This is a genomic window from Campylobacter sp. JMF_04 NA10, from assembly GCF_027737655.1.
GTDB lineage: Bacteria > Campylobacterota > Campylobacteria > Campylobacterales > Campylobacteraceae > Campylobacter_B.
The window spans coordinates 1-26,142 of the sequence record NZ_JAOVTZ010000005.1; the positions used below are offsets into that span (position 1 = coordinate 1).

Annotated in this window: 28 protein-coding genes; 11 read left to right on the forward strand and 17 right to left on the reverse strand. The window is 39.3% G+C overall.

What is annotated here, in order from left to right; genetic code table 11:
- Positions 1-128 precede the first annotated feature (128 nt).
- The 4 genes from selD to nspC all read right to left on the reverse strand — a co-directional run bounded on the left by selD (position 129) and on the right by nspC (position 3,991).
- A complete protein-coding gene (selD, locus tag OFO12_RS06750; protein ID WP_270869936.1) occupies positions 129-1,154 on the reverse strand; it encodes a selenide, water dikinase SelD in 1,026 nt (341 codons plus the stop codon).
- Positions 1,151-1,747, reverse strand: coding sequence for a sulfurtransferase-like selenium metabolism protein YedF (gene yedF / locus OFO12_RS06755; RefSeq protein ID WP_270869937.1), 597 nt, complete (start codon positions 1,745-1,747; stop codon positions 1,151-1,153). Before yedF ends, selD begins: the two co-directional genes overlap by 4 nt.
- Before the next feature lie 64 nt (positions 1,748-1,811).
- On the reverse strand, positions 1,812-2,765 hold the full coding sequence (locus OFO12_RS06760) for a formate dehydrogenase subunit gamma (protein ID WP_270869938.1): 954 nt from the start codon (positions 2,763-2,765) through the stop codon (positions 1,812-1,814).
- Positions 2,766-2,833: 68 nt separating this feature from the next.
- Positions 2,834-3,991, reverse strand: coding sequence for a carboxynorspermidine decarboxylase (gene nspC, locus OFO12_RS06765; RefSeq protein ID WP_270869939.1), 1,158 nt, complete (start codon positions 3,989-3,991; stop codon positions 2,834-2,836).
- An 86-nt stretch (positions 3,992-4,077) separates the two neighbouring features.
- Here nspC and OFO12_RS06770 point away from each other — a divergent pair, with 86 nt between their 5' ends.
- Positions 4,078-4,299, forward strand: a complete 222-nt coding sequence (locus tag OFO12_RS06770) for a MoaD/ThiS family protein (RefSeq protein ID WP_270858133.1) — start codon at positions 4,078-4,080, stop codon at positions 4,297-4,299.
- Position 4,300: 1 nt separating this feature from the next.
- The gene (locus OFO12_RS06775) at positions 4,301-4,753 is read left to right on the forward strand and encodes a molybdopterin synthase catalytic subunit (RefSeq protein WP_270869940.1); all 453 of its coding nucleotides are present in this window, start codon (positions 4,301-4,303) and stop codon (positions 4,751-4,753) included.
- Positions 4,754-4,788: 35 nt separating this feature from the next.
- Here OFO12_RS06775 and OFO12_RS06780 read toward each other — a convergent pair whose 3' ends face one another.
- The 7 genes from OFO12_RS06780 to OFO12_RS06810 all read right to left on the reverse strand — a co-directional run bounded on the left by OFO12_RS06780 (position 4,789) and on the right by OFO12_RS06810 (position 12,089).
- Positions 4,789-5,274 carry a DUF2628 domain-containing protein gene (locus OFO12_RS06780; RefSeq protein WP_270869941.1) on the reverse strand — a complete coding sequence of 162 codons (486 nt, stop codon included), beginning with the start codon at positions 5,272-5,274 and terminating at the stop codon, positions 4,789-4,791.
- Positions 5,275-5,340: 66 nt separating this feature from the next.
- Positions 5,341-7,140: a hypothetical protein gene (locus OFO12_RS06785; RefSeq protein ID WP_270869942.1), complete on the reverse strand. Its 1,800-nt coding sequence runs from the start codon at positions 7,138-7,140 to the stop codon at positions 5,341-5,343.
- 70 nt (positions 7,141-7,210) lie between these two features.
- The gene (locus tag OFO12_RS06790; RefSeq protein WP_270869943.1) at positions 7,211-7,846 is read right to left on the reverse strand and encodes a protein-L-isoaspartate(D-aspartate) O-methyltransferase; all 636 of its coding nucleotides are present in this window, start codon (positions 7,844-7,846) and stop codon (positions 7,211-7,213) included.
- Positions 7,847-7,978: 132 nt separating this feature from the next.
- Positions 7,979-9,001 carry a ribonucleotide-diphosphate reductase subunit beta gene (locus OFO12_RS06795; protein WP_270862616.1) on the reverse strand — a complete coding sequence of 341 codons (1,023 nt, stop codon included), beginning with the start codon at positions 8,999-9,001 and terminating at the stop codon, positions 7,979-7,981.
- A 49-nt stretch (positions 9,002-9,050) separates the two neighbouring features.
- The gene (locus tag OFO12_RS06800; protein ID WP_270869944.1) at positions 9,051-9,731 is read right to left on the reverse strand and encodes an anaerobic ribonucleoside-triphosphate reductase activating protein; all 681 of its coding nucleotides are present in this window, start codon (positions 9,729-9,731) and stop codon (positions 9,051-9,053) included.
- A 58-nt stretch (positions 9,732-9,789) separates the two neighbouring features.
- Entirely contained in the window at positions 9,790-9,954 is a 165-nt protein-coding gene (gene nrdD / locus OFO12_RS06805) for an anaerobic ribonucleoside-triphosphate reductase (protein ID WP_270858139.1), read from the reverse strand.
- Positions 9,955-9,989: 35 nt separating this feature from the next.
- On the reverse strand, positions 9,990-12,089 hold the full coding sequence (locus OFO12_RS06810; RefSeq protein WP_270862615.1) for a ribonucleoside triphosphate reductase: 2,100 nt from the start codon (positions 12,087-12,089) through the stop codon (positions 9,990-9,992).
- Between the two features lie 160 nt (positions 12,090-12,249).
- Here OFO12_RS06810 and OFO12_RS06815 point away from each other — a divergent pair, with 160 nt between their 5' ends.
- The 4 genes from OFO12_RS06815 (at position 12,250) to OFO12_RS06830 (ending at position 14,989) form a co-directional block, all read left to right on the forward strand.
- Entirely contained in the window at positions 12,250-12,783 is a 534-nt protein-coding gene (locus OFO12_RS06815; protein WP_270869945.1) for a hypothetical protein, read from the forward strand.
- A gap of 65 nt (positions 12,784-12,848) precedes the next feature.
- Positions 12,849-13,061, forward strand: a complete 213-nt coding sequence (rpsU, locus tag OFO12_RS06820; protein ID WP_270858142.1) for a 30S ribosomal protein S21 — start codon at positions 12,849-12,851, stop codon at positions 13,059-13,061.
- A gap of 135 nt (positions 13,062-13,196) precedes the next feature.
- On the forward strand, positions 13,197-14,561 hold the full coding sequence (locus OFO12_RS06825) for a sodium-dependent transporter (protein WP_270869946.1): 1,365 nt from the start codon (positions 13,197-13,199) through the stop codon (positions 14,559-14,561).
- Positions 14,562-14,569: 8 nt separating this feature from the next.
- On the forward strand, positions 14,570-14,989 hold the full coding sequence (locus OFO12_RS06830) for a hypothetical protein (protein WP_270862612.1): 420 nt from the start codon (positions 14,570-14,572) through the stop codon (positions 14,987-14,989).
- A 182-nt stretch (positions 14,990-15,171) separates the two neighbouring features.
- Here the strand turns inward: OFO12_RS06830 and OFO12_RS06835 are convergent, their stop codons facing one another.
- Both OFO12_RS06835 and yaaA read right to left on the reverse strand, forming a co-directional pair.
- The gene (locus OFO12_RS06835; RefSeq protein ID WP_270862611.1) at positions 15,172-15,924 is read right to left on the reverse strand and encodes a sulfite exporter TauE/SafE family protein; all 753 of its coding nucleotides are present in this window, start codon (positions 15,922-15,924) and stop codon (positions 15,172-15,174) included.
- 9 nt (positions 15,925-15,933) lie between these two features.
- Positions 15,934-16,686: a peroxide stress protein YaaA gene (yaaA, locus tag OFO12_RS06840; RefSeq protein WP_270869947.1), complete on the reverse strand. Its 753-nt coding sequence runs from the start codon at positions 16,684-16,686 to the stop codon at positions 15,934-15,936.
- 70 nt (positions 16,687-16,756) lie between these two features.
- On the opposite strand from yaaA, the gene OFO12_RS06845 reads away from it, so the two are divergent.
- Together OFO12_RS06845 and trpD are read left to right on the forward strand one after the other, a co-directional pair.
- Positions 16,757-18,031 carry an anthranilate synthase component I family protein gene (locus tag OFO12_RS06845; protein ID WP_270869948.1) on the forward strand — a complete coding sequence of 425 codons (1,275 nt, stop codon included), beginning with the start codon at positions 16,757-16,759 and terminating at the stop codon, positions 18,029-18,031.
- A complete protein-coding gene (gene trpD / locus OFO12_RS06850) occupies positions 18,028-19,629 on the forward strand; it encodes an anthranilate phosphoribosyltransferase (protein WP_270869949.1) in 1,602 nt (533 codons plus the stop codon). The genes OFO12_RS06845 and trpD overlap by 4 nt, the downstream gene beginning before the upstream one ends.
- Before the next feature lie 78 nt (positions 19,630-19,707).
- Here trpD and OFO12_RS06855 read toward each other — a convergent pair whose 3' ends face one another.
- From OFO12_RS06855 to OFO12_RS06865, 3 genes are read right to left on the reverse strand one after another with little or no spacing between them, the layout of a single operon-like run.
- Positions 19,708-21,381, reverse strand: a complete 1,674-nt coding sequence (locus OFO12_RS06855; RefSeq protein ID WP_270869950.1) for a hypothetical protein — start codon at positions 21,379-21,381, stop codon at positions 19,708-19,710.
- Positions 21,382-21,392: 11 nt separating this feature from the next.
- A complete protein-coding gene (locus OFO12_RS06860; protein WP_270869951.1) occupies positions 21,393-22,262 on the reverse strand; it encodes a DNA adenine methylase in 870 nt (289 codons plus the stop codon).
- A complete protein-coding gene (locus OFO12_RS06865; protein WP_270869952.1) occupies positions 22,228-22,911 on the reverse strand; it encodes a DNA-methyltransferase in 684 nt (227 codons plus the stop codon). The genes OFO12_RS06860 and OFO12_RS06865 overlap by 35 nt, the downstream gene beginning before the upstream one ends.
- Before the next feature lie 219 nt (positions 22,912-23,130).
- Here OFO12_RS06865 and OFO12_RS06870 point away from each other — a divergent pair, with 219 nt between their 5' ends.
- Both OFO12_RS06870 and OFO12_RS06875 read left to right on the forward strand, forming a co-directional pair.
- Complete coding sequence (locus OFO12_RS06870; protein ID WP_270869953.1) at positions 23,131-24,234, forward strand: DNA adenine methylase; 1,104 nt, start codon at positions 23,131-23,133, stop codon at positions 24,232-24,234.
- Between the two features lie 2 nt (positions 24,235-24,236).
- Entirely contained in the window at positions 24,237-24,863 is a 627-nt protein-coding gene (locus OFO12_RS06875) for a phosphoribosylanthranilate isomerase (protein WP_270869954.1), read from the forward strand.
- Between the two features lie 32 nt (positions 24,864-24,895).
- Here the strand turns inward: OFO12_RS06875 and sodB are convergent, their stop codons facing one another.
- Positions 24,896-25,519: a superoxide dismutase [Fe] gene (sodB, locus tag OFO12_RS06880; RefSeq protein WP_270869955.1), complete on the reverse strand. Its 624-nt coding sequence runs from the start codon at positions 25,517-25,519 to the stop codon at positions 24,896-24,898.
- 151 nt (positions 25,520-25,670) lie between these two features.
- Between sodB and ribH the strand changes: the two genes are divergently transcribed.
- A complete protein-coding gene (gene ribH / locus OFO12_RS06885; protein WP_270869956.1) occupies positions 25,671-26,141 on the forward strand; it encodes a 6,7-dimethyl-8-ribityllumazine synthase in 471 nt (156 codons plus the stop codon).
- Position 26,142 lies beyond the last annotated feature (1 nt).

The window sequence follows — 26,142 nt, forward strand, 5'->3', positions numbered from 1 at the left end:
CAATAATAAATAAAATAACACGCATTGGAAAATAACAGAAGTTAGATTTCAAAAACGGAAAGTGGATTATATTCAAGGGTTGCTTAAAAAGAGATTAAAACTAGAAAAAATTTTTGAAATTTTAAAATTTAATCTTTAAACAAAATTTTATTTTCTGCCCGTTTTACGACGCGACCCACAATAGTGGCACTTTCGTATCCTGCATTTTTTAAATTTCGCACTGCCACGGCGACATCTTTTTCACTTATAGCGAGCAAAAGCCCACCACTAGTTTGCGCATCGGCTAAAATCACTTGCGCTTCTTTATCGCAAAACGGAGCGATAAATTTCAAATTTCTATAACTTCCGCCAGGGATTAGCCCCTCATCTAGGCACTTTTGCACGCTTGCAAAAAGCGGAATTTCACGCACGAAAATTTCAAAGCTAATATTTTCATTTATCATTTCTAGCGCGTGTCCTAAAAGCCCAAAGCCGGTAATATCGGTCGCAGCGTGTATTTCTAGCCCACTAAGCGCACCCAGAGCGTATGAATTTAGCCTAATCATACTCTCGATTGCGTCGCGAAATTCAGCGAATTTCAAAAATTTCGCCTTTATCGCCGTCGAAATTATACCACTGCCAATAGATTTTGTCAGCACGAGCAAATCGCCTTCACGCGCAGTGTTATTCGACCAAAATTTCCCCGGCTCAACCACGCCAGTAGCGCTTAATCCATAATAAATTTCTTTCGTTTTTATCGTGTGTCCGCCCACTAGCACGCCACCGCACTCGCTGATTTTGCTCTTGCCCCCAGCCAAAATTTCTTGCAAAATTTCATCACCAAAATGACAATCATCAAATCCAACGATATTTAGAGCGTTTATCACTTTTGCGCCCATTGCGAAGATGTCGCTGAGCGAATTTGCCGCGGCGATTTGGCCGAAAATATATGGATCATCGACAATCGGCGTAATGAAATCGAGCGTCTGCACGAGCGCCAAATTTTCACTTATGCGAAATACACTCGCATCCTCGTTGCTATCGATCGATGATAATAAATTTACATCGGGCGCAATTAGGTTTCCAAGGTTTTTCGTTAGACCCGCCGGGTCCAGCTTGGCTGCTCAACCCGCTGCGCTGATAAATTTCGTAAGGTTAAAATCACGATAAATCATAGTTTTATAGCTTCGTATTTTGATAAAATTTCCATAATCTCATAAGCGTTTGAAATTTCGCCAAGAGCTAGGTCGCCGACTAATTTATAGCTTTCCAAACAGCTTCCGCAGCTTAGTATTTCCACGCCCGCCTCGCTTAAATTTTTTAACGCTTCAAAGCTTGGGTGAGCGCGATTCGTGGTGATAAATACGGCGTTATTTACGCAAATGATTTTGGCTGGTTTTTGCTCTAAATTTAATAACGCGCCCAAAAATTTAGCCAAAAGCGCCTTGCCGACTGCGCCAGAACCGCAACTTTCTTCGTTTAAAAACACTACCTTTGGCTTAGCGAAATTTGGCGTATCACAAAAAATATCGTCCAAACTCTCATCTTTTAGCTCATCGGTTTTGGTAAGCGAAATCGTGGCTTCACCGCCATTTTCGCTGATTTGCGCCTCAAATCCGTTTTTTTGCAAAAATCGTTTTATGTTTTCTTTGGGCGCTATATCATTAACCAAAATTTCCAAATTTTCGCCGATTTTTAGCGATTTTAGGGCTTTTTTGGTAAGCAAAAGTGGCTCGGGGCACGATAAATTTCGACAATCTAGTTGCAAATTAAATCCTTAAAAAAATATCTTTGACACGCAAAGCTAGCGAGGAAAAATCCTCGCTCAAATTTTATAAACGAGGATATTTTTCCTCAAACTGTGATTTCGCCACGCTTCCTTTATCCAAAAGCTCGCGATACCAGTAGTGATGAAGCACATAAACTTCTTCTTCTGGTTTGTGTCCATCTATCATAGAGTGGATCGCTCCGCTGATCGCAAAAACGGTCATATAGATATGCACGCACAAAAACACAGCGCAAACTGCGCCAAGTAGGTTATGCACGATGACACTAGCACGCAAAAGCTCGATTTGACTCACGCCACCAAGTGCGCTATTTACCGCAGGCGCGCTGTAATCCAAAAAATACATTGACGCACCAGTGGCTATCATCACCATACCGCCCACAGTCGCTATCCAAAACCACGCCTTTTGACCAGCGTTAAATTTACCAGCAGGGATTGCGCGCTTGGTTTTGCTAAGGTATCCGCCCATGATAATCATCCATTTAATATCATAAAAGCGTGGCAACATACGCCAAAACCACAAACCAAACATCGGAATCACAGCGATTGCAAATGCGATAGTGGCGATTCCATGGGCGTTTTTACAAAACCTCACGAAGCTTCCACCGCCAAAACTCTCGCCAAACATCATTATTAGACCAGTTGGCACCAAAATCGCCCACGAGCTAGCCGCGACGAAGTGAAAGCATCGCTCAAAAAGGGTAAATGCGAGCACAGGCTTGCCAGCGTGGTGGTCGAAGTGTTTCGCCCCCACAATCAAATAATGTCCCAAAAACGAGAGTATCACCGCAAGGCTAGCCCCCAAGGCTAACCACGCAAAAAATCCTGAACTTTGAAGTTGCACAAAAAGCGGTGCTAGGCCATCTTCGTATAAATTTATGTTTTCTAGTCGGGCTTTCCCCCACACATTATTCCCACTAGTTTGCACAACCTGTGCATATGGTCGGTCCTCGGCATACGCCCCCAAACAGGCGCAAAGCACACAAAAGAACTTCTTCATATATTTCCTTGACACAAAAATTTAGGGATTATAGCGTTTTAAGCCAAATTATGGCTTAGAAAATTTTATTAGTTTCTTCGCCTAAATTCCTCATAACCAAACTCTATCATATCCTCGACATTTCCCTCATCATCTACCATTACCAAATTTGGCAATTTTATGCCGTTAAAGGTCGTGTTTTTGACTATCGTGTAGTGAATTTGGTCTTCAAATATCACCCTATCGCCGATTTGCAAAGGTTTGTCAAATTTATACTCTGGCTCACCTGCTTCCAAGCCTACAATATCGCCAGCTAGGCAGGTATTTCCGCCGAAACGATAGACAAATTTACCCTCTTTGCTCTCGCCACGCACCGCAGGGCGATATGGCATAAGCACGGTATCTGGCATGTGCGCCTCAGCCGAAGTGTCCAAAATCGCGATGTTTGCGTCATTTTCGACGATATCAAGCACGCTAGCGACTAGGTATCCGCACTCCCAGCCCACAGCCTCGCCTGGCTCTAAAAATACCTCCACGCCGTATTTTTCACGGAATTTTTTGATTAAGCTAATTAGCAATTCGACATTGTATCCCTCGCGCGTGATATGGTGTCCGCCACCGAAATTTAGCCATTTAAGTGAGCCGAAATATTTGCTAAATTTCGCCTCAAATGCCTCTAAAACGCGCTTTAAATTCTCCGCACCCTCCTCGCAAAGTGCATGAAAATGAAATCCACTAATCCCCTCTAAAAACCCGCTCTCCTCGCTAATAGCGCGGTTTAGTGCGTCCAGCGTCATACCCAAACGACTAAATTTACCGCACGGATTGTAAGCGTCTTTGGGCGCAAAAGAAGTTTGCGGATTTAGGCGAAGCCCACATTGCACGCCCGCACTCATCGCCTGCGCGCGGTATTTTCGCCACTGAGAGGCGCTATTGAAAACCACATGATCGCTAAGGGATAAAATTTCAGCCATATCGCACTCTTTAAAAGCGGGCGAGTATGTATGCACCTGCGCGCCCGCTCCAAGCATTTGCCTAGCGAATTTCGCCTCGTGCAAGCCGCTGCAAGTAGCCCCGGAAAGGTATTTTTGCACCAAAGGCATACCAAGAGAAAACGCAAAACCCTTTAACGCACACAAAACCACCGCCCCACTTCGCTCGCCCACGCTTTGCAAAAGGGCTAAATTTGCCCGCAATTTCGATTTTTCGCACACATACGCCGGGGTTTGAATTTCATCAATTTTCATAAAAATCCTTTTGTAAAATTTTTTAATTATATAAAATTTTATAAAATTTTGGCTAAAATCGCCGAATTTTAAATCAAAGGAAAGATATGGTAGAAGTGGAATTTTTAGGTCCAATCGGCAAGGAGCCGATGAAATTTGACGCCAAAACACTAAGCGAAGTAAAAGAGATTTTAAGCAAAGATAGCTCGCTAAAAGAGTGGCTATCTAGCTGCGCTGTGGCGGTAAATGACAAAATGGTCTATGAGCTAAATACCGCGCTTAAAGACGGCGATAAAATCAGCCTTTTGCCACCGGTTTGTGGGGGTTGAGATGAAATTTGCTGGCAATTTTTCTTTGCACGATGGTGCGCTTGATATCCCTGCGATTTCGAATTCATGGTATGAGCGTTACAAAGGCGCAAACTGCGGTGCGCTGATAACTTTTATCGGCATTGTGCGCGATGAAGAGGGCATTAGCGGACTTAGTTTTGATATATACGAGCCAATTTTGCGCTCGTGGTTTCAATCGTGGCAAACAAAGGCGCAACAATCTGGCGCGCAGGTCTTTTTCGCGCACTCAAAAGGCGATGTGAGCGTGCATGAAAGCTCATATATCGCGGGCGTGCTAAGCCCGCAGCGCAAGCTAGCTCTTGCTTTAATAAACGATTTTGTCGAGGATTTTAAGGCAAATGCGCCGATTTGGAAATATGATTTGATAAAAGGCGAGCGAATTTACGCTGCTTCTCGCTCGCAAAAACTGCGCGGCGCAGGTATTTTGGGGTGAAATTTGCAAATTTCACTCTTTGACATAACGCAAATTTACCTACTATTGACTACACTCCAATACGCAAGCAACAAAAACAACACAAATAAAACATAAGCGAAATAATTCACACCACCTTTTTTTATCAGAATTTCATCATCTTGCATTTGCAAAAATTTCAAAAATCTATTACAAACTAAATATCTACCAAACATACCACACACCACTGATATAGCCAAGCCAATCGCTCTATCTATACTTGGATTTAAATTTGGAAAAATAATACTGCTTAAAGTTGTAAAAGCAAAAATCAATCCAGCTAACCAATAAATTTTTCTATAAAACAAAAAGAAAATCGTTCCAAAAAATCCCCACCAGCTAAAAACATTAGCAAATTCCAATTTTTCGCCCTTCTCTGCTACGAAAAATTTTTCACAATCTTTTGCATAAAGTTCGACTTTTTTTGGTGTTTTTATATACAATGCTAATTTTTCTCTGAGTAATTTTGGGTCGTTAAACACTTCTTTTGCATAATCCGTCATAAATTTCCTTTTAAAAATTTGATAAAATTTTCGCCGAATTTATTATAAATTCGGCGAGAGTATAAGTTAAAATTTGAAAATATCTTTTGCAGATGAAATTTGTTTTGCCATACCAATATCGATTTTTTGGTAGCCACATTTAAAAATCGGCTCCAAAACCTCGGTAAAAAAGGCGTTTAAGCCCTCTTGGGTAATCTGCTCATTGCTAGCATACCTTGCTAACCCCATGAAAATACCATGACCGATTTCGTTGCCAAAGCGCGCTTCCTTGCCCATGAAATCGTTTAGCGCGTGGCACACAGCCACTGTGGCTTTGGCGTTAGCGACATGGTTGTCGTTTAAAAAGTCTTCGAGCACGCCATAATCGCACTCGCATTTGATCCAACGAAATGCTTTCGCGCTGGACGGGGAAATTTGGGTGTCATTGACATTTGCTGCGCAGATGATAAAGAGGTTTTTTGGCACGGCGAAATAGGATTTATTGTCTTTGACGATCACGCTGAATTTTTCCATTTCCGCCTCATCGAGCGTGTCGATGAAGTGCGAGTTTTTGGTGCGGATGATAGAGAGCGGGTCGTTTTCGTCGTATCTACGCTCCAAAAGCGCAATGCTCTCGCCAAAAATTTCATCGAAATTTCCGCTATCAATGGAATCGATTATCAAATAATACTCGCCTTTTGGATCTTTTAGCGCCTTTTTGCAAAGCGCCTTAAATTCGCCATTTACTAGCCTATCTCCCACGAAACCATCGATAAAATCGCTATACGAAAAACTATCGTGAAAAGAAAGATAACAAAAACGGCTAGGGCTTAATTTTTTATCCTTGATTAATGCGCGAATTCTTCTGGTTTTTCCAGAGCCAATTGCACCGAAAAATATCGTATTTTTGGCGACTTCTTCGCTTTTGTAATTTTGCAAATATTCGAAAAATAGCGAAGCATAGACCGGTTTGGCATTATATGGAGCTTGGGCAGGGTATGGTTCGAACTCGCTCATAAATTTCGCGCTAGCCTCGTAAAAATCGGAGAAATTCTCGATTTGCATGGTGTAGAGCGAATTTAGCAAATTCACGCTTTCATTTGTGTATAAAAATGTCGGAAGCTCATCGTTAGCCTGCGTGAAAATACTAGCTAGCAAGTAGAGTTTTTCTGGGCTAGCCTGCTCCAAGTCCGCGCCCGCACCCACGCCTAAATTCAGCGAACCCTCGTCGCCTAAATAATGCTCTAATAAGAAAAAATTATCCGCCTTCATCGTGGCTTTTAAAAACTCAATTACGACAAAAGGCTGATTATGCAAGCAAATATCAAAAAATTCGCTGGCTAAATTCGCGTCAATGCTGATAAATAGCCTATACATCGTGTCGTAAAAATTTATGATTTTTTGCTTAAATTCGTTTCGTTGAAGGCGTTCTTGCGTCGCCATATTGAAATTTTTGATTATATTTTCTATGAAAATATAGAGCGAGACGACATCTTTATCCTCGCCGCTAAGCACGCTCTCAACGCTAGTAGCGCCTGTTTTTGGGAAAAGATCTTTTTTGGCTGCGATACGGTCTTTGAAAACAAAATCGTAATAAAACGCGCCGATATTCGCGTCAAAAAACTGATCCATGAAAAAATACTCAGCATGCGGGAATTTTTCGCCGAAACTTAAAATTTTGTCGCTTCTTAAATTTCCGTCGCTGAAATTTATGTATAAATTCGACAAAAAATCGCTCTCAAAATCATCGAAACTATTTAAATTGTGCTTTAAAGTTTGTAAATGTTTTAAAATGGCTAGGTGTTTTTTGACCCAATACTGATTTTTGCTATGATTTTTCCAATCGCTAGCAAGCGCGGTAATTTGCTCTTTTGTGAAATCTTGCATGGACTTTTCCTTTTAAGATAAATAAACCTCGCAAGATACCTAAATTTAAATAAATAATAAATAAAACTAGCTATTGTATGCCCGAAATCAGCGGGACAAATTCGCACGCACCCAAATTTTCTTGGCTTATCTCGCTAGGCGAAATTTTATGAAATTTAATGATATATTGCGCTCCGCCCTCACTCATGGGAGCGACCAAAATACCGCCGATTTTAAGCTGAGCGAAGAGCCTGTCGTCAATTTTGGACGCGCAGGCTGAAAGCAGTATCCTATCATAAGGCGCAAACTCGCGCCAGCCCACATTACCGTCATCGTGGCGGAGATTTATGTTGCGAATACCCAAATTTGCGAAGTGTTTTTTCGCCTCGCCCACTAGCCTCTCTACGCGCTCCACGGCAAAAACCCTACGCACCATATATGCCAAAATCGCAGACTGATACCCGCTCCCGCAGCCGATTTCTAGGACATTTTCTACGCTCTCATCAATGTCGAGCGCCATACTCATTCTAGCCACAGTTAGCGGGGAGCTAATCCACTGAGACGCCAAAATCGGTTGCGCATTTAGACTAAACGCATGCGCGCTAAATGGGGCAAACTCGCTACGAGATACGCTTTTTAATGCGTCATAAAGCGCTGGTGAAATCGCAATTTTATCAGCGATTTCCTCCGCCATTTTTTCGCAACGAAGTTTTTCTAAACTATCCAAAATTTTCTCCATTATTTTAAAATGAACTACGAATGCCGACGATTTTTTGCGGGGCGGACGAAGGGCTAGACTAAGTCGTCTGCCCGAGTTCGCAACGCAAAAAAGCTAGGCTGGGTTCAACCGCCAAACTCCCTAGAAATCGTCGAAACTCAAACTTCCTTTTGAATAATTCGTAACCTTACTTTCAAAGAAATTTGACTTTTGATCGTTAAATTTAGAGAAATCATCGACCCATTTTATCGGGTGAGAGGCGCCGTATTTTTTCTCTAAACCAATCGCAAGCAATCGTTGATCGACTAGGTAGTGTATGTATTCTTCGATGATATCGTCTGTAAAGCCCATGATTTGGTTGTCTGTGATATATTTGCCCCATTTGATTTCCAAATTTCCAGCCGTTTCAAACATTTCGTAAATTTTGCTGATATTTTTCTCGTGGAAAAGGTCAGGTCGTTCTTTGCGCACGGAGTTTATCATGTTTTGGAAAAGTAGTAGGTGCGTGATTTCATCTCTTTGGATAAATCTAATCATCTGCGCTGAGCCAAGCATTTTGCCAGCGCGCGCCAAGGCATAAATCGAAGTAAATCCGCTGTAAAAATAAATGCCCTCTAAAATTTGATTAGCAACCATTGCTAAGAGCAGTTTATCGTCCGTAACCTCGCCTGCTAGCTCCTCATACACGCTCGAAATATAGGCGTTTTTCTCGCGCAAAACATCATCGTGTTTTTCCATTTCATAAATCAAATCAGTATTTTCGCAAATCGCCTCGACCATTACCGCGTAACTTTTGCTGTGATTTGCCTCTTCGTAAGCTTGGCGAGCGAGCACAGCGTTGATTTCAGGGGCTGTTATATAAGGATTTATGTTATCAGCTAGATTGTTTGTCTGGAAGCTATCCATGGAGATTAGCTGGCTCCATACCAAATCATACATGCGTTTTTCGGCGGTTGTGAGATTGAAGTTATAATCCCTCACATCGTCAGTCGTATCGACCTCTTTTGGAAACCAAGTATTTGCCTCCATAATGTCCCAGAGTTTGAGCGCCCATTGGTATTTTGCCTTGGTGAAATTTAGTATTCCGTGCGGATTGCCGTTAAAGACCTTGCGATTGGTGAGAGTTTCGTCTGAAAAGGGGTTGTAGATTTTTTTTCTATCCATAATTTTGCCTTTTTTTGAAATTTAACTCGCAATTCTAGCAAAATACAAATTAGAAATTTCTAAGAGAGATTTTTAGAGGCGAGATTATCTTAGAGGGGTCGAAATTTTGCTTTGGCGCGCCAAGACCGCCCAAATTTTCGCCAGTATCAAGGAAATTTTGCAAAAAATACTCGCCCGTGTATCCTTGCTCGCACAAAATTTGCGCCATTTGCGAAATGTCGCTTTCGCTTAAAAGATCGCTATGCACGGTAGTTCGCACCTCAAAAGCAAAATTTGTGGATAATAAAAATTTCAAAGTTTGAAGGAATTTTTCGTAGAAATTTGATTTTGTGATAAAGCTAAATTTAGCCTCATGCGCCTTAAAATCGAGCGAGATGAAATCGACTAAGCCCAAATTTACGGCATTTTGTATGATTTGTGGATTTGAGCCGTTTGTGTCGATTTTGACCTCAAAGCCCAAATTTTTCGTTTTTTGCAAAATTTGCATAAATCCCCTAGCGCAGGTGCATTCGCCCCCGCTAAACACCACGGCTTCTAGCTTGCCAACGCGCGAGCGCAAAAACGCAAATAGCTCATCTTCGCTGATTTTGCCCTCGCCACGCACGACGCTAGGGTTGTAGCAATACCGGCATCGCATATTACACCCAGCAAACCACACAATAGCCGAGAGCCGCTCAGGGAAATCTGTCATCGTAAATGGCGTGATATGGTAAATTTGAGAATTTTGCATAATTGTGAATTTTAAAATTTAGCCAAATTTAAACACGCTAAATTTGGCTAAATTTTGACTATTTTTCTTCGAATTTGACCTTATTTTCGTCGAAAAACACTCTCTCTTTGTGTTCGCCCTTTTTGCCTACATTGAAGCTCTCCACAGGGCGCAAATACCCCATTACACGGGTATAAACTACACATTTTGTGCGTTTTTTTTCTAACTCTTTTGGGAATTCCATTTTCTCTCCTTATTTAAATTTCAAAATTTCAAATTTCAAGCACCCTTGCTCTCATACTCCGCCATCAATTCAGCGTCGCATTTCGGGCAGTATTCGTGCTCGCCTGCGATATATCCATGCTTTGTGCAGACGCTAAATACAGGCGAAATCGTAATGTATGGGAGTTTGTAGTTGCTAATGACATTTTTGATAAATTTCTTGCACGCTGTGCCTGAACTAATTCGCTCCTTCATATACAAATGAAGCACCGTGCCTCCTGTGTAGCTACTTTGTAGCTCGTCTTGCATATCCAGTGCCGCGAACGGATCGTCGCTAAAACTTGCTGGGACTTGGGTAGAGTTTGTGTAGTAGATATTTTCGCCAAAGCCCGCCTGTATGATATCTGGGTAGCGTTTTTTATCCTCTTTGGCGAAGCGATATGTGGTGCCCTCAGCAGGCGTTGCTTCGAGGTTGTATAGATTTCCTGTGTTTTCTTGGAAAAGGCGAATTTTATGGCGCAAATACTCGATCAATTCTAGCGCAAATTCACGGCCGAATTTGGTCGTAATGTCTTCTTTATCATCTGTGAAATTTCTAATCATTTCGTTTGCGCCGTTAATGCCAATGGTGCTAAAATGGTTGTTAAAGCCCGGCAAATATCGCTTGGTGTATGGATATAATCCGCGTTCGAACATTTCCTTGACAAACACACGCTTTTTCTCCAAAGTGCTTTTTGCTAACTGCAAAAGCGTTTCGAGCCTAGCGTAAAGCGCCTCTTTATCGCCTTTGTAAAGGTATCCAAGGCGGGCTAAATTTATCGTTACCACGCCGATACTTCCAGTCATCTCAGCACTGCCAAAAAGCCCGCCACCGCGCTTTAAAAGCTCTCTTAAATCTAGTTGCAGTCTGCAACACATCGAGCGAACTGCGCCTGGTTTATAGGCTTTTGGATTTTCGACTTTGTTGCCGTTTTCGTCCGTGATATACTGGCTTCCGACGAAATTTTGAAAATAGCTTGATCCGATTTTGGCTGTGTTTTCAAACACTGCATTTGCCGCGTCGCTGTCCCAGTCGAAATCCTGAGTGATATTTACGGTAGGAATCGGGAAGGTAAAAGGCTGACCGCATTTATCGCCCGCTGTCAAAACCTCGTAAAATGCGATAACAATGCGCCTCATCTCTGGCTCAAAATCGCCGTAAGTAAGCTCAATAAGTGAGTTTTTGCCACGCTCTTTTGCCCTTTGCAACAGCTCCTCATCATCGATTCCCTCAAAAAGGTGGTGTTGGTTTGAGGTAGGGATTTGCGCCTTTAAATCCTCTGGGCAGGTCATATCAATCGTAACATTTGTAAATGGGCTCTGACCCCAGCGCGCTGGGACATTTAGGTTATAAACGAAGCTTGTGATTGCTTTTTTGATCTCTTTGTCGCTTAATTTATCCTTAAAAACATAAGGGGCAAGATAGGTATCGAAACTAGAAAACGCCTGCGCTCCCGCCCACTCGCTTTGCAAAATTCCTAAGAAATTCGCCATTTGATGAAGTGCTTCACGGAAATGTTTTGGAGCTTTGCTCTCTACTCTGCCACGAACGCCGTTAAATCCCTCATCAAGCAATACCCTTAGGCTCCAACCAGCGCAGTATGCGGTGAGGCAGTCTAAATCGTGGATATGATAATCGCCGTTTCTGTGCGCAGCGCCTTCTTCGCGCGAATACACCTTGTCTAGCCAGTAGTTTGCAATGACCTTGCCAGCGGTGTTGTTGATTAATCCTGCGTTTGAATAGCTTGTGTTTGAGTTGGCTAAAATTCGCCAATCTGATTTGCCGATATATTCATTGACGGTTTGGGTGCAGTTTATGTAGGTGGTGTCTTCTTCTAGCCCATAGACATGCTCTCTTTGCATTTTGTGCGTGTGGCGATAAATCATAAAGCTTTTTAAAACATCGAAATTTCCGCTTTCAAACAGCTTTTTTTCTATTATGTCTTGGACATCTTCGACGCTTAGGCTATCTTTGAAAACAATCGTTTTTAGGACATTTTCAAAGACTTTTTCATCAAAATTTGCGCCTACACTCTCATAGGCTTTTTTAATAGCGTCTTTTATTTTATAATCTTTAAATTCTTGAAAACTACCATCTCTTTTAATAATTTTTATCATTAATTCCCCCTAAAAAAGAAACGCGAAAGTATAGCAAGATATAGTTAAAAATAGTTAAAAATAGTTAAAATTTATTGAATTTTGTAGTTTGAAAAACAAAGTTAAATTTAACCAAGGCTTAGTATAATTTCGGATAAAATTTATTTTGTAGGACGAATTTATGAAGGGTTTGAAAATTGCGATTTTAGCTGTTTTTATAGCTATGTTTTTGGGTGGCTGTATCGCCAAGAAATCCCCAACTAGCGCGCAAAGTAGCAGTAGCGAGCAAAATTTAAAAAGCGCTAAAATTTCAGAAGCTACGCTTAAAAAGCTAGCGAGCGATAGCACAAAAAAACTCCTTGCTTCCAAAAAAATTTCAAAGCAAAAAAACCGCTTCGCAATCGTGGGAATTAGCGAAATTTCATGCGAAAAAAAATGCGATTTCAACACCGATTTTTTGAGAAAAAAACTCAAAGTTGGCCTGATACACTCGGGTAAAGTCGTAGTCATCGACGCGCCTAGCTCTGACGAGCTAGTTTTTAGCAACGACGGACTTAAAAAATCCAACGCCTCGCACGCAAATTCGATTTATTCGCCAGATTTCATTCTGCTTCCTAGCGTCAAATTTAGTGGCGATAAAAATGGTATTTTCGAGGTTTCGCTAAAAGACGCAGAGAAAAAAAGCGAAATTTGGAGTTATAAAAACAAATTTTAATGCCAAATTTAAGCTTATTTTGGCTAAAATCACAGCTTAATTTTTTTCGAAAGGTGGTGAGGAGCGTGCCAGGAGTTAAGGTACATCCGAACGAATCATTTGATGAAGCTTACAGACGCTTCAAAAAACAGACAGATCGTAACCTTATCGTTACCGAAGTCCGTGCTAGAAAGTATTTCGAGCCTATGACTGAGATCCGCAAAAAACAAAAAATTGCGGCTCGCAAAAAAATGCTTAAAAGACTTTACACACTTCGCAGATACGAATCTCGTTTGTAATTCTCGGGCGAATTTCGCCCGAATTTCTCTCTTAAATTTTCGCTTAACCGAATTTTAAATCTTAATCAAAATTTAAATTAATTAAATTTTAAATTTGCTATAATCCCTGAATTTTTTCGCAAAAAGGAAACCATAATGAGCAAAAATAAAATTTTTTCATCTCGTTGGGCTTTTATTTTAGCCTGTGTCGGCTCGGCTGTGGGCATGGCCAATGTCTGGGGCTTCCCGTATAAACTCGGTGCCAACGGCGGTGGCGCGTTTTTACTCATTTACATTTTTTTCATCTCACTTTTTGCCTATGTCGCGCTCTCAGCCGAATACGCTATCGGCAGACGGGCTAAAACTGGCACTCTTGGCTCTTATGAGCTTGCGTGGAAATCACGAAATTTAGGCGTCATTGGCAAAATTTTAGGCTGGCTTCCACTAGCGGGGTCGATGTGTATCGCTATCGGATACGCTGTCATCATTGCTTATGTGCTAAAAGCCCTATTTCAGGCACTTAATGGCTCTCTTATGAGCGTGGATACATCGACTTGGTTTGGCTCGTTTGCCTTCACGCCATATTCTGTGGTGCCATTTCACTTCATCATCGTTGCTGGCACGCTTTTTAGCATATTTTTGGGCGCGAAAAGTATCGAGCGCACAAACAAAATCATGATGCCACTATTTTTCGTGCTTTTTGCCATTTTAGCGGTGCGCGTGGCACTTTTAGACGGAGCTGGGGCTGGGTATAAATTTATGTTTAGCGCAGATTGGAGCAAACTGGGCGATGCCAATGTCTGGATCACAGCCATGGGACAAGCGCTCTTTTCGCTCTCTATCACGGGCTCAGGAATGCTCGTATATGGCGCGTATCTGCACAAAGACGAGGATATCGTCGATGCGGCGAAAAAAACCGCATTTTTCGACACAATCGCTGCTTTTGTGGCGGCCTTGGTGATGATACCTGCGCTTTTTGCTTACGGCGAGGACCAAACAGCGGGCCCTGGGCTACTTTTCGTAACACTGCCAAAAATTTTGCAAGACATGCCAGGTGGCGGAATTTTTGCGATTATTTTATTTACGGCGGTGATTTTTGGCGGAATTTCATCTTTGCAAAATATGTTCGAGGCCGTAACCGAGTCGCTTTTGCATAAATTTCCAAGCTTAAATAGGGCTTTGGTTTTGGTGATTTTGTGTGTGGTCTGCTTCGGAATCGGCGTAAATATGGAAACAATCGCGCCAAGCGACACAAACCCAGCGACCACATTTTACGAAGTTCATCTGCACAACTGGGGTCCGTGGATGGATCTAGTATCTATCTATATAATCCCAATCGGCGCGGTTTTGGGCGCGATTTCGTGGTTTTGGATTTTGCGCAAGGACGAGCTTTTGGACGAAATCAACACAGGCTCAGCTAAAACATACTCAAACACCTGGTATTATATCGGCAAATTTATCTATGTGCCAATCGTGCTTGTTTTGTGCAGTATCGCATTGATAAACAAAGTCGCGTTTTAAGTAAAATAATGTATAAACAATGCGAAGTTTGTAACGAAAAAGTAAATAAATTGCAAAATTTATTTACTTTTAAATTCGATGAGTATATAAAATGCAAAAATTGTGGAACAATATATGAAATATCAAATATAAAATTTTGCAATTTTTTATCAAATATAGTCGAAACTTTTTATGCTCTTTTTTGTATATTTTTTTCTATTGGATTTGCGATATATATAGATGAAAATTTTGATACATATTGGTTGATTTCCGTGTTTATTTTTGTATTTTCTTGGTTTTTATTATCTTTTATTTGTATGTTTTTGGAATGGTTAATTTTACTTTTATTTGTCACTAAATTTGAAATTTCAAAAGATGATAAAAGAGATAAAAAACGAAATATATTCACTAATTTGTTTGGCAAACAATTAGGTAAATTTAAAAATTGAAGGAATTTTATGAGAAATTTATTTTTACCACCAAAAGTAGCTATGAAATTTAAATTTCGCAGAATTTTGCCATTTACTCTGCTTTTAATTTAAGCTTTGTAGATTGCTTCGGAAGCCACTTCACGCTTCCTCGCAATGACACTTAAAAGCAAAATTTCGCCAAATTTTAAAATTCCAAAATTTTACAAAATCCCAAAATCAACCCCGAGCGTCTTTTTAAGGGCTAGCAAAAACATCACCACATACATTACCAAAAGGCATTTTTTCTGCGTGCTTTTAGCGACTTTGTGCGAAATCTTCGTGCCAAAATACACGCCCACAAGGCCGCCAAGCCCCATTAATACGCCCTCTAAATACTGCACATTGCCATTATACGCCATGCTTAAAAATCCGCTAAACGAGCTAAAAATCACGAAAAATAGCCCCATAGAAACGGCTTTTTTGATATCCACGCCTAAAAATCCCACCAAAATCGGCGTCAAAAAAATCGCCCCGCCAACGCCCATACTAATGGCGATTGCGCCGATTGCAAAACCCACGGCAAAAAGCAAAATTTTGGCTGGTTCTTTGGGGGCTTGGTTTTCGACATTTGTCATCAAAACCCTGCAAAACGCGATTGTCAAAGTCAGCAAAAGTCCGATTTCTAGGACGATTGAAGCCACATTTGCGACGATGAAGCCCGAAAGCGACGCGCCACAAAGTCCGCCAAGCCCCACAATCACGCCACTATCGAGGCGGAGTTTGCCTGCTTTGTAGTTTAGATACGACCCAAAAATCGCGCTAAAAAGCATTTGCAAAATCGAAATCCCCACGGCTTCTTTGATATCGTATCCTAGCGCCATCATTATCGGCACGACGATTGTGCCGCCACCAATACCGAAAAACCCAGAAATACAACCTACCAAAATCCCTAAAAATGGTATTATAAAAAGCATTTTTTCCCCTTAGTTTTCGCAAATTTCCAAAACTATCTCTTTTTTAAGCGAAATTTCTCTGATTTCGGCTAATTTTACACCACTAAAATTTAAATTTAAAATTTCTCGTTCGGTTTTGGCTAAATTTCGTGCGATTTCGCGTAATACTTTCCCGCGATACGCCTTAGCATAGTGGCTGAGCACCTTGCCATTTTTGATAAATTTAAAGCTTAGATGCGGGACTTTTAACTCGTAAAATTTCTCATAAAACCCAGCACGCAGATCCACCACGCACTCGCCGTTCCCCACTTCGCTCTCCAAAATTTCATCAATTTTCGCGCTAAAATTTTCCCTGTAAATTTTTGGCAAATCAAGCCCAGAAAATTTCTCGCCTTGTTTAAGCTTGTATTCAGGGAGCTGGTCGCGCCCCAAAATCGGCCCAAAAAGATTTGAAAAAATTATCACATTAGCACCCAAAAATTCGCGCGCAGTATTTTCAAGCTTAGCGTAAGCTAGCGCCTCATACGCCACGCCAGTGTAACGCTCCAATGCGCTCACACAGCCCTTTTCAAAGATACTCTCCCGCAAACTCTCATCAATTTCTTTAAGCCCAAAAAGTTTGCAAAGCGCGCCTAACTCGGCATTTGCGACAAATTTTGCATACTCGTTTATAGCGTTTTCTCGCACCCCACTCTCATCGCAAAATTCGAAATTTGACAAATCCAAAATTTTATCCGAGCCGATTTTCGACTTCATTTCGCTTGGCGAAAACAGAACTTTCATCACAATCCTTATACAAAATTTAAGCCCATTTTACTATAATCTAAGTTACAAAAAAATACAAAGAGGTTTTATGTTTTTAAAAGATCCGATTTTTTATTTCAAAAATATTTTGGCTAAATTCCCAAATTCCTATCTCGCCGAAGACGGCGGGCAGATTATCATCGGCATTGACTGCGAATATTTGCAAGGCGATGACCTTGACAAACTCAAATTTGCCTTGCAAAACACCACGCAAATTTGCGAATTTGCAGGGCTTTTTGGAGTGCTAAGCTACGAAGCAGTTTATAAATTTGAGCGACTTGGCGATATTAAGCCCCGCCTTTACGACTTTCCGACATATTTTTACGCAAACGCAAGGGCGTATCTGCACTACGACAAACAAAGCAAAATTTACAGCTTTTATGGCGAAGGAAAATATTTTGAAAATTTGGAAAATTCAGATTTTGGGGATACCGCGCCGAAATTTGTGGGCGAGAAATTTTATAAAATCAAAACCGATTTAAACGCCGAAAAAAGCGACGCCGAGCGTATTTTTAAAAAAGCAAAAGAGTATATCAAAAGCGGCGATATTTTTCAGGTCGTGCCGTCTCAAACACTGCAAATTTATTCGAATTTAGACCCTTTGGAGTTTTATGAAATTTTAAAACGCCAAAATCCAAGCCATTATATGTATTTTTTTCCGACACCTTACGGCGTGGTGGCTGGAAGCTCCCCTGAACTCGTGCTTCAAATCAGAAATAACGAAATTTTTGTCGCTCCCATAGCAGGAACTAGACCACGCGGCAAGGACGCAAACGAGGATGAAGCCCTAAAAAACGACCTTTTAAGCGATGAAAAAGAGATGAGTGAGCATAAAATGCTAGTTGATTTGGCGCGAAACGACATTGGCAAATTTGCCAAAAAAGGAAGCGTGAAAGTGCGAAATTTAGCCCATGTGCAGTTTTTTGAAAGCGTTATGCATATCGTCAGCGATGTGCGTGGCGTAAAAGATGAAAGCAAGGATAATTTTGATGTTTTGGGTGTGGTTTTTCCTGCTGGCACGCTTAGCGGAAGCCCAAAAATTCGTGCTATGCAAATTATAAACGAATTAGAAAGCCACGCGCGTGGGATTTACGGCGGCGGGATCGGGTTTTGGCATTTTAACGGCGATTTGCAAATGGCGATTTTAATCCGTTCGGCGATTTTTGTAAAAGACAAAGCAAACCCCGAATTTAGCGATATTTTCGTGGGAGCAGGATACGGGCAGGTGTTTGATAGTGTGTTTGAAAACGAATACGCCGAAATTTGCAACAAACGCAAATCTTGCCTAAAAATTTTTGAAAAAACTTGCAAGGAAATGCAATGATTTTAATGATTGATAACTACGATAGTTTCGTATTTAACATATATCAATATGTGCTTGAAACTACTGACGAAGAGATAGTTTGCAAACGAAATGACGAAATCACGCTCGAAGCGATTAAATTTTTATCGCCAAGCAAGATTATTTTAAGCCCGGGTCCAAAACACCCAAAAGACAGCGGAATTTGCCTAGAAATTTTAAAGGCAAATTTAGGCATACCCATTTTAGGCGTGTGTTTGGGACACCAAGCCATAGGATTAAGCTTTGGCGCGAAAATAAAAACGCTTGAAATCCCAAAACACGGCAAAACTAGCGAAATTTGTGTAACGGGCGAAAATGCCGTTTTAGCAGGCTTGCCTAGCAAATTTGAAGTTATGCGTTATCACTCACTTTATGTAGATGAGTTGCCGGAAAATTTGGAGATTTCAGCCGTGAGTGAAGACGGCGTCATAATGGCGATGAAACACAAAGAGCGCGCAATTTACGGCATTCAGTTTCACCCAGAGAGCTATTTCACGCAGTATGGCAAAAAAATCATTGAAAATTTTGTAAATTTAAACAAACCAAAAACACAGGAGAAAAAAATGAGCAATTTCGCCCCGTTTATGATAAAGCTACAAAAGGGCTATCCGCTTGAAAGTGGCGATTACGAAGAGATTTTTAGTGCCGTTATGGCAAAGGATTATGACATTGTCCAACTAGCTGGTTTGCTCGTGCTAATTAGCGAAAAATCGCTTTACCCAGATAGCCTAAGTGCGCTTGTGCGAAGCGTTTTGAAATACTCCAAAACTTACAGCGATGATAAGCCTATGCTAGACATCGTAGGCACCGGCGGAGACGCGCTAAAAACGATAAATATCTCCACAACCTGCGCGTTTATCTTGGCCTCTCTTGGCGTCAGGGTCGGCAAACACGGCAACAGCGCAGTATCAAGCAAGAGCGGATCGAGCAATATCTTTGAAGCCTTAGGAGTGCCGTTAAATAGCGATCTTGGCGAACTTAGAGCGCTTATGGATAAGACGAATTTGGCGTTTTTCCACGCGCCGTTTTTTCACAAGGTTACAGCCGAAGTCAAAGAAGCACGAACTCGCCTTAAAATCGGCACTTTCTTTAATATTTTAGGACCTTTGCTAAATCCAAATTTGACCCTTTCGAACCAAGTCGTAGGCAACTACCACGAAGAAGTAAATGCTCTCATAGCGCAAACTCTGCAAAAACTAGGTCGAAAGCACGCCCTAGTCGTGCATGGCATGGACAGCATGGACGAGATTACGCTGTGCGACGAGACGCTCGTGCATGAAGTGCGGGGCGAGAAAATCATCGAGTATAAAATCACGCCTGAGCAATTTGGCTTTAACCGCGCCTTTCACACCGACATCGAGGGTGGAGATAGCAAATTTAATGCTGAAATTTTTAAAAGCACGATTAATGGCGAGTTAAAGGGACCTAAACGCGACATAGTCGTGCTAAATGCGATGTTTGCTTTGTATGCGGCTGACTTTGCCAAAAGCCCAACCGAGGCCAAAGAGATAATCGAAAACGCCATTGATAGCGGCAAGGTGTGGGAATTTTATCAAAATTATATTAAGAATTTTGGGTAAAAATAGAAATTTATGGCAAATTTAAAATTTGCCATAAATTTGAAATTTTATTTATCTAAAACGGAAATTTAATTACAATCATATATTTACAAAATCTTGATAATTCTCGCTTCTTAGCGTAATTAAATTATCTACGCAACTATCAAAATTTATTTTAAATTCGTTTAAATCTTGCGAATTTTTAACGATTTCAATAAATTTTATGATACTAAGTGGAGCTAATTTGCTATCAAATTCTTTCGTGCAAAATTTGAAAAACAGTGCTACATCCCAGTGAATAATTGGAGCAATTAACATCGTTCTAAGTTCGGTTTGGTTTTTCTTTTTCTTTTCATACATATGTCTTGCGATACTCGTAGTTTCGGCATTTAATTGTTGATTACGATTTTTTATCATCGTTGCTTCAATTAAAAAATCTTTATATTCTAAATCAACTTTTCCAGCAGGTGCATAAGATAGCGGAATTCCGTTTTCATTATAAATTAAATTTGAAAACAATCTATCATCTCCAAATTTTTTACCAAAAGTTAAAGCTAAAATATATTCCAATCTTAAAGGTTCTGGGATATTATCATATTTCGAAGTATCATCTGAAATTTGAGCTAAAATTTCAAGTTCTTTATATAAATCATTTAAATTTGTTTCGTCAATAACTTTTTTAAGCGATTTTGCGTAGAATTTTTGGTCTAACTCATTTTCTAATTTTTCTAAATCAGAACTATCTAATTTGTCAAAATCGAGTTGTAAATTTAAGGCTTTATTTTTTATAACTTCTTTTCTAACAATTGCATTTTCTAGCCACGGCAACTTTATATTTTCTAAAAAATTTATATACTCATCAGCAGTTTTAAAATTTTCAAATTTATAGTTTTCATAATATTTTAAAATTGCTTCGATTTTTTTAATGTTAAATTCTGAAAAATCATAGTAAATATTTTTAAAAGCTCCCCTAGAAACCAAAAGCCCAGTCATTTCAAATTTACGAAAAACATCATCAACATAATCTCTAATACTGCTTTTACTAATAGGCAAAAGCTTTAAATCATCAAAAAGATATTTTTGAATATCGTTTAAATTTTCTTTTAAACCATTTTTAGCTCTATACTTTAAAATATCATTTACGCATTTTTTATAATCGCAATCTTTCATACCTAAAATAAAGACAAATTCGTGTTTTAAAATCCCTTTTGAAACTTTATTTTGTTTTTGCCACTCTTTTTTAAGTAAATCAATTACAAAAAGAGTATTTAGAAAAACTCTTGATTTATTATAAATACTCGTTCTTGTTGGATTGTTTGCGTGAAGCCCTATCATAATTTTTGAATAAATATCGGTTATGTAAGCTTCTTTATTTGCTAATAAATGAGCCAAATTTGTCATTTTTATTCTCGGTTTATTTTTGTTTCCGCTAAAAATAAGCAATCCTTGATCTTTTAATGCACGAAGCTGTGTCATAACACGACCATCAAATCCAGTTTTTTGTGGATTTTTATTTAGAAGTTCATTTATTTCATCATCGGTAAGCAAAATGTCGTTTTCAAGTTTATATTTTATATCATTTGGAATTATGCTAAATTTATATGCCCCATTTTTAACAAGTTCTATCAAATAATTTATTTTCATTTTTTCATCAAAAACAAAGCCGTCAAATTTTTTAAAATATATTAAAAATTCCAAATTTCTTTGCGGATTTCTTACTGTTGTATTTATGGAAAATATCTTATAACCGTCCCTATTTCCGCTTGTTCCCATTTTATATCCTTTTAGTAATTTTTTATCAAAACTTCCATTGCGTTGCTTAAATTTTTTCGCCTATAATTTGCGTTTGTATATTGTCTTTTTATTTCGCAAATTTGATATTTTTTGCTCCAAATTTTAAGTTTTTCATTTGTTTTTCCATTTGAAAATATAACATTTGAAAAAGCAAATTTTTTATTTTTTGAATTTAAAAAATCTAAAATTTCATACAAATCATTTTCATCTTTTTGGCTCCAACTTGCATTGTATGGAGCATTTGTTATCAAATATGGTGGATCAAAGTAGAAAAAATCAGCTGTTTTATATAAATTTTCATCTCTAAAATCCAAATTTGTAAATTTGATATTTTTTTCTTGTAAAAATTTGATAAATTCAATAGTTTTATCATACAATGACTTTGAAAAGTCCATTTTTCCAACAGGAACATTGAATAAATTTTTAGAATTAAATCTCAGATAGTGATTAAAACCATAAAGTATCAAAACAAATAGTTTTATGTCGTTAGGTTTTTCGTTATAATCTTTGCGAAGTTTTAAAAATCCGTCTTTATTGTATTTTGATAATCCTTCATTTGCATAAATTTTATAATATCCCTTTGGTTTGCTTTTAGTATCGGTTAAATCATAAATTTGGATTAAATTTGCAATTTCAAATAATATTTTATCTAAATCATTTGTTTTAAAATATTTGAGTAGATTTAAAATTCTTTTTTCTTTATCGTTTAGTAGCAAGGTTTCGCAAGGCGAATTTAATCCTACTATTCCGCTACCACAAAAAATATCGGCAAAAACATTTACATCTTGCGGAAATAACGGAATAATATGCTTTAAAATTTTAGCTTTATTGCCTGAATAATTTAGAGGAGATACTATCATTTATTCTCTTTTGTGCTTTGATAAAATAATTTTCATCAATTTCGCTTCCTATAAATTTTCGCTCCAAATTTACGCAGGCAACAGCAGTTGTTCCGCTTCCACAAAATGGATCAAAAACCAAATCATTTTTATTTGTATGAATTTTTAAAATTTCTTCAATCACACTTAAATGTTTTTGCGTAGGATGTAATCTATTTTTTCCACCTAAAACTATACCACTTTTAAAAACAGCTTTTAAATATGGAATTTCGCTTGGTTTATTAAAAGTCCATTTTGATTTTCCTTTTACAGCCCAAACCGCTACTTCAAAATCAATTACATAACGAGAATTTACATTTCTAGGCATAGGATTTGCCTTTTCCCAACGAAGCAAGTCTTTTATAACACAGCCACAATTTTCAAGCATTTGTGTAATAAACGATAAATTTTTCCAATCATTAAAAATTATAATACTTCCGCCATTTTTTAGAAATTTAACGCAATCTTTAATCCACTCGGTTTGATTAAATCCATAATCCCATTGTCCGTAGTTCATACCGCTTCGCCCCATATTTGAAAAACCAAGTTGATGTGTGCGTGAAATATTATAAGGCGGGTCGGTTAAAATGCAATCAATTTTGGTATTTTCTTTTTCAAATTTATCAATCAAATTTTTATAATCACAATTAAAAAATTCAATATCTTGCATAATTATCCTAAATTGCTCTAAATTTGGCTTATTATTTTGTAAAATTTTTCCAATTGATTAAGCCTTAAAAAACACAAGATTATAACTAATTTTACTTTGCAAATATATAAATTTTAATACCTTTAAAAGTCCCAATAATATATAATATGCCTTTGAATTTTAAAACAAAGTTTTGATTTTATGATAAATTTAAAAGAAAACGAAAACTATCTGGGCGAACAACTTATTAGCTATTTAGGAAACAAACGCTCACTTTTGGGGGCGATAAATGGCGTTATAACGGACATTAAAGCAAATTTGGGTGCTGAAAAAATCGCTTTTGCCGATGTTTTTAGCGGCAGTGGCGTGGTGGCGAGATTTGCCAAAGCTCACTCAAATTTGGTTTTGGCAAATGATTTGGAAAAATACTCTTTTGTTATAAATTCGTGTTATTTGGCGAATTTAACGCCACAGCTAAGAGCAAATTTAGCTAAATTTCATGCCGAAATTTTAGCGAATTTTAAGCCTTGCGAGAGCTTTATTAGCGAACTTTACGCCCCAAAAGACGATGAAAAAATCAAAAAAGGCGAAAGAGTTTTTTACTCACGCCAAAACGCCCTTATTTTGGGGGGACTACGCACGGCGATTAGCCAAATTCCAAGTGAGTTTCAAAAATACTTCATCGCTCCGCTTCTAAGCGAAGCTAGTATCCACTCAAACACAGGTGGCGTTTTTAAGGGCTTTTACAAGGACAAAAACGGCGTGGGGAAATTCGGCGGTAGTGGCGAAAACGCGCTATCTCGCATTTTGGGCGAGATAAATTTGCCGTTTCCGGTTTTTTCAAATTTCACAAGCGATTTTCAGGTTTTTCAGAGCGATGCTTATGAGTTTTCAAAACTTGCTCCAAGCGTGGATATAGCGTATTTTGACCCGCCGTATAACCAGCACCCTTACGGCTCGAATTATTTTATGCTAAATTTAATCGCTGATTTTAAAGCACCAAATTTAGGGGATTTAAGCGAAGTTAGCGGTATCCCAAACGGGTGGAACCGCTCGAATTACAACAAAAAATCTCGTGCCGCAGATGAATTTTTCACGCTTTTGGCTGAATTTAGGGCGAAATATTTGATAATCTCGTTCAACTCAGAAGGCTTCATCAGCGAAGATGAGTTTTTAAAAAATCTCTCTCTCATCGGTAAAGTGGCAAAAATCGAGATAAAATACCCTGCGTATCGTGCTTCTAGGAACTTGCGAAACCGAAATTTGCATGTAACAGAGTATCTGTATATCGTCAAAAAGGCGTGAAAATGGGCGCTATAAAACCAAAAATCAAAATTTGCGGGATTAAAAATTTAGCCGAAGCAAAAAGCGTTTTAGAGTGCGAATTTAGTGGCGTTAGAGTGGATTTTTTGGGTTTAATCTTTGCCGAAAGCAAACGAAAAGTAGCACCCGAAATAGCAAAAGAAATTTCAAATTTAGTGCGTGAATTTGGGCGAAAAAGTGTCGGCGTTTTTACCGATACGAGCGATGATGAAATTTTGCAAATTTGCAAATTTGCAAATTTAAGTGTGGCTCAAATTTATAAAGAAATTTCGCCGAATTTAAAGCAAAATCTAGCAAATTTGGGCGTAGAAGCGTGGCAGGTCGTGCGCGTGAAAGATGAAATTCCAAATTTAAAAAATTTGAACTATGACAAAATTTTGTTTGATTACAAAGGCGACAAAATGGGCGGAAACGGCGAAAGCTTCGAGTGGAAAATGCTAAAAAATTTGCAAATTCCATTTATCCTAGCTGGCGGTATCGGCGCGCAAAACCTCGCAAACGCCCTAAAAATAAAGCCATTTTGCCTCGATATTAATAGCAAAGTAGAAAACGAAAATGGCATAAAAAACCCAGCAAAAATAATGGAAATTTTAAAGATTTGCGCGCAGTAAATCCACGCGCAAAATAAGAAGCGAAATCAAAATCAGTCGTTACCGTGAAGCTCGTCGATATAAAATTTCACCGAGCCCATACCCTCTTTGAGAGCCCACTCGTAGGCGCTTGATACGAACTCCCAGTTGATTCCAGCATAAAATTTCTCCAAATACGCTGGGCGCGCGTTGCAAACATCGATATAGTATGCGTGCTCCCACACATCGACTACTAGAAGTGGCACAAGCCCGTCGCGCGCAGGCGTATCGGCGTTTTTCGTAGCGACAATCGAAAGCTTTTTAGTCGCTGGATCGCACACTAGCCACACCCAGCCAGAGCCAAAGTGAGCCGTCGCTGCCGCGATAAACTCAGCTTTAAAATCAGCGAAATTTTCAGCCAATGCCGATTTTAGCGCCTCGCTTGGCTCGCTAATTTTTGCGATACAATCCCAATAAAAGTCGTGGTTATACACCTGCGCCGCGTTGTTAAAAAGCCCGCCAGTAGCGTTCATTACGATATCATAAAGCCCCTTGCCCGCAAACTCGCCACTTTCGGTCATTTTATTCAAATTTGCCACATAAGTTGCGTGGTGTTTGCCGTGGTGATACTCACAGGTTTTTGCGCTTACTACGGCATTTTTCTCTGCCTCGAAAGGTAAATTTCTAAGTTTAAACATATTTTCTCCTTTAAAAAAATTATCCCCTATAATACAAAAACTCTCTTAAACAAAAGATAAATTTTATCCTTTAATTGAAATTTATAAATTTATTAAAAATTTTGCCTAATTTGGCTAAACTTAGCGAATTTTGAAATTTAAAGGATATAAAATGAACATTATCGAAGGAAATTTGACCCTAAACGGCGATGAAAAAATCCTAATCATCAACGCCAGATTTAACCACATCATCACAGATCGCCTAGTCGAAGGCGCTCACGACGCATTTTTGCGACATGGCGGCAAAGAGGAAAATTTAAGCCTAATGCTAGTCCCTGGCGCATTTGAAATCCCACTCGCCCTAGAAAAGGCACTTTTATCGAAAAAATACGACGCCGTCGTCTGCGTGGGCGCAGTCATCAGAGGCAGCACACCGCATTTTGACTATGTCAGCGCAGAGGTCAGCAAGGGTATCGCAAACACCATGCTTCGCCACGGCGCGCCAGTTACCTTTGGCGTGCTTACCACAGATACTATCGAGCAAGCGATCGAGCGCGCAGGCTCAAAAGCCGGCAACAAGGGCTTCGAAGCGATGACAGGCGTAATCGAAATGCTAAGCTTATTTCGCAAAATAAAGGCGTAAT

Bases quoted from the DNA above. Each gene is read 5' to 3' on its own strand.
- OFO12_RS06760 (WP_270869938.1), bottom strand. From the start codon at position 2,765: ATGAAGAAGTTCTTTTGTGTGCTTTGCGCCTGTTTGGGGGCGTATGCC.
- nspC (WP_270869939.1), bottom strand. From the start codon at position 3,991: ATGAAAATTGATGAAATTCAAACCCCGGCGTATGTGTGCGAAAAATCG.
- OFO12_RS06770 (WP_270858133.1), top strand. From the start codon at position 4,078: ATGGTAGAAGTGGAATTTTTAGGTCCAATCGGCAAGGAGCCGATGAAA.
- OFO12_RS06775 (WP_270869940.1), top strand. From the start codon at position 4,301: ATGAAATTTGCTGGCAATTTTTCTTTGCACGATGGTGCGCTTGATATC.
- OFO12_RS06780 (WP_270869941.1), bottom strand. From the start codon at position 5,274: ATGACGGATTATGCAAAAGAAGTGTTTAACGACCCAAAATTACTCAGA.
- OFO12_RS06785 (WP_270869942.1), bottom strand. From the start codon at position 7,140: ATGCAAGATTTCACAAAAGAGCAAATTACCGCGCTTGCTAGCGATTGG.
- OFO12_RS06795 (WP_270862616.1), bottom strand. From the start codon at position 9,001: ATGGATAGAAAAAAAATCTACAACCCCTTTTCAGACGAAACTCTCACC.
- OFO12_RS06800 (WP_270869944.1), bottom strand. From the start codon at position 9,731: ATGCAAAATTCTCAAATTTACCATATCACGCCATTTACGATGACAGAT.
- nrdD (WP_270858139.1), bottom strand. From the start codon at position 9,954: ATGGAATTCCCAAAAGAGTTAGAAAAAAAACGCACAAAATGTGTAGTT.
- OFO12_RS06810 (WP_270862615.1), bottom strand. From the start codon at position 12,089: ATGATAAAAATTATTAAAAGAGATGGTAGTTTTCAAGAATTTAAAGAT.
- OFO12_RS06815 (WP_270869945.1), top strand. From the start codon at position 12,250: ATGAAGGGTTTGAAAATTGCGATTTTAGCTGTTTTTATAGCTATGTTT.
- OFO12_RS06825 (WP_270869946.1), top strand. From the start codon at position 13,197: ATGAGCAAAAATAAAATTTTTTCATCTCGTTGGGCTTTTATTTTAGCC.
- OFO12_RS06830 (WP_270862612.1), top strand. From the start codon at position 14,570: ATGTATAAACAATGCGAAGTTTGTAACGAAAAAGTAAATAAATTGCAA.
- OFO12_RS06835 (WP_270862611.1), bottom strand. From the start codon at position 15,924: ATGCTTTTTATAATACCATTTTTAGGGATTTTGGTAGGTTGTATTTCT.
- yaaA (WP_270869947.1), bottom strand. From the start codon at position 16,686: ATGAAAGTTCTGTTTTCGCCAAGCGAAATGAAGTCGAAAATCGGCTCG.
- OFO12_RS06845 (WP_270869948.1), top strand. From the start codon at position 16,757: ATGTTTTTAAAAGATCCGATTTTTTATTTCAAAAATATTTTGGCTAAA.
- trpD (WP_270869949.1), top strand. From the start codon at position 18,028: ATGATTTTAATGATTGATAACTACGATAGTTTCGTATTTAACATATAT.
- OFO12_RS06855 (WP_270869950.1), bottom strand. From the start codon at position 21,381: ATGGGAACAAGCGGAAATAGGGACGGTTATAAGATATTTTCCATAAAT.
- OFO12_RS06860 (WP_270869951.1), bottom strand. From the start codon at position 22,262: ATGATAGTATCTCCTCTAAATTATTCAGGCAATAAAGCTAAAATTTTA.
- OFO12_RS06870 (WP_270869953.1), top strand. From the start codon at position 23,131: ATGATAAATTTAAAAGAAAACGAAAACTATCTGGGCGAACAACTTATT.
- OFO12_RS06875 (WP_270869954.1), top strand. From the start codon at position 24,237: ATGGGCGCTATAAAACCAAAAATCAAAATTTGCGGGATTAAAAATTTA.
- sodB (WP_270869955.1), bottom strand. From the start codon at position 25,519: ATGTTTAAACTTAGAAATTTACCTTTCGAGGCAGAGAAAAATGCCGTA.
- ribH (WP_270869956.1), top strand. From the start codon at position 25,671: ATGAACATTATCGAAGGAAATTTGACCCTAAACGGCGATGAAAAAATC.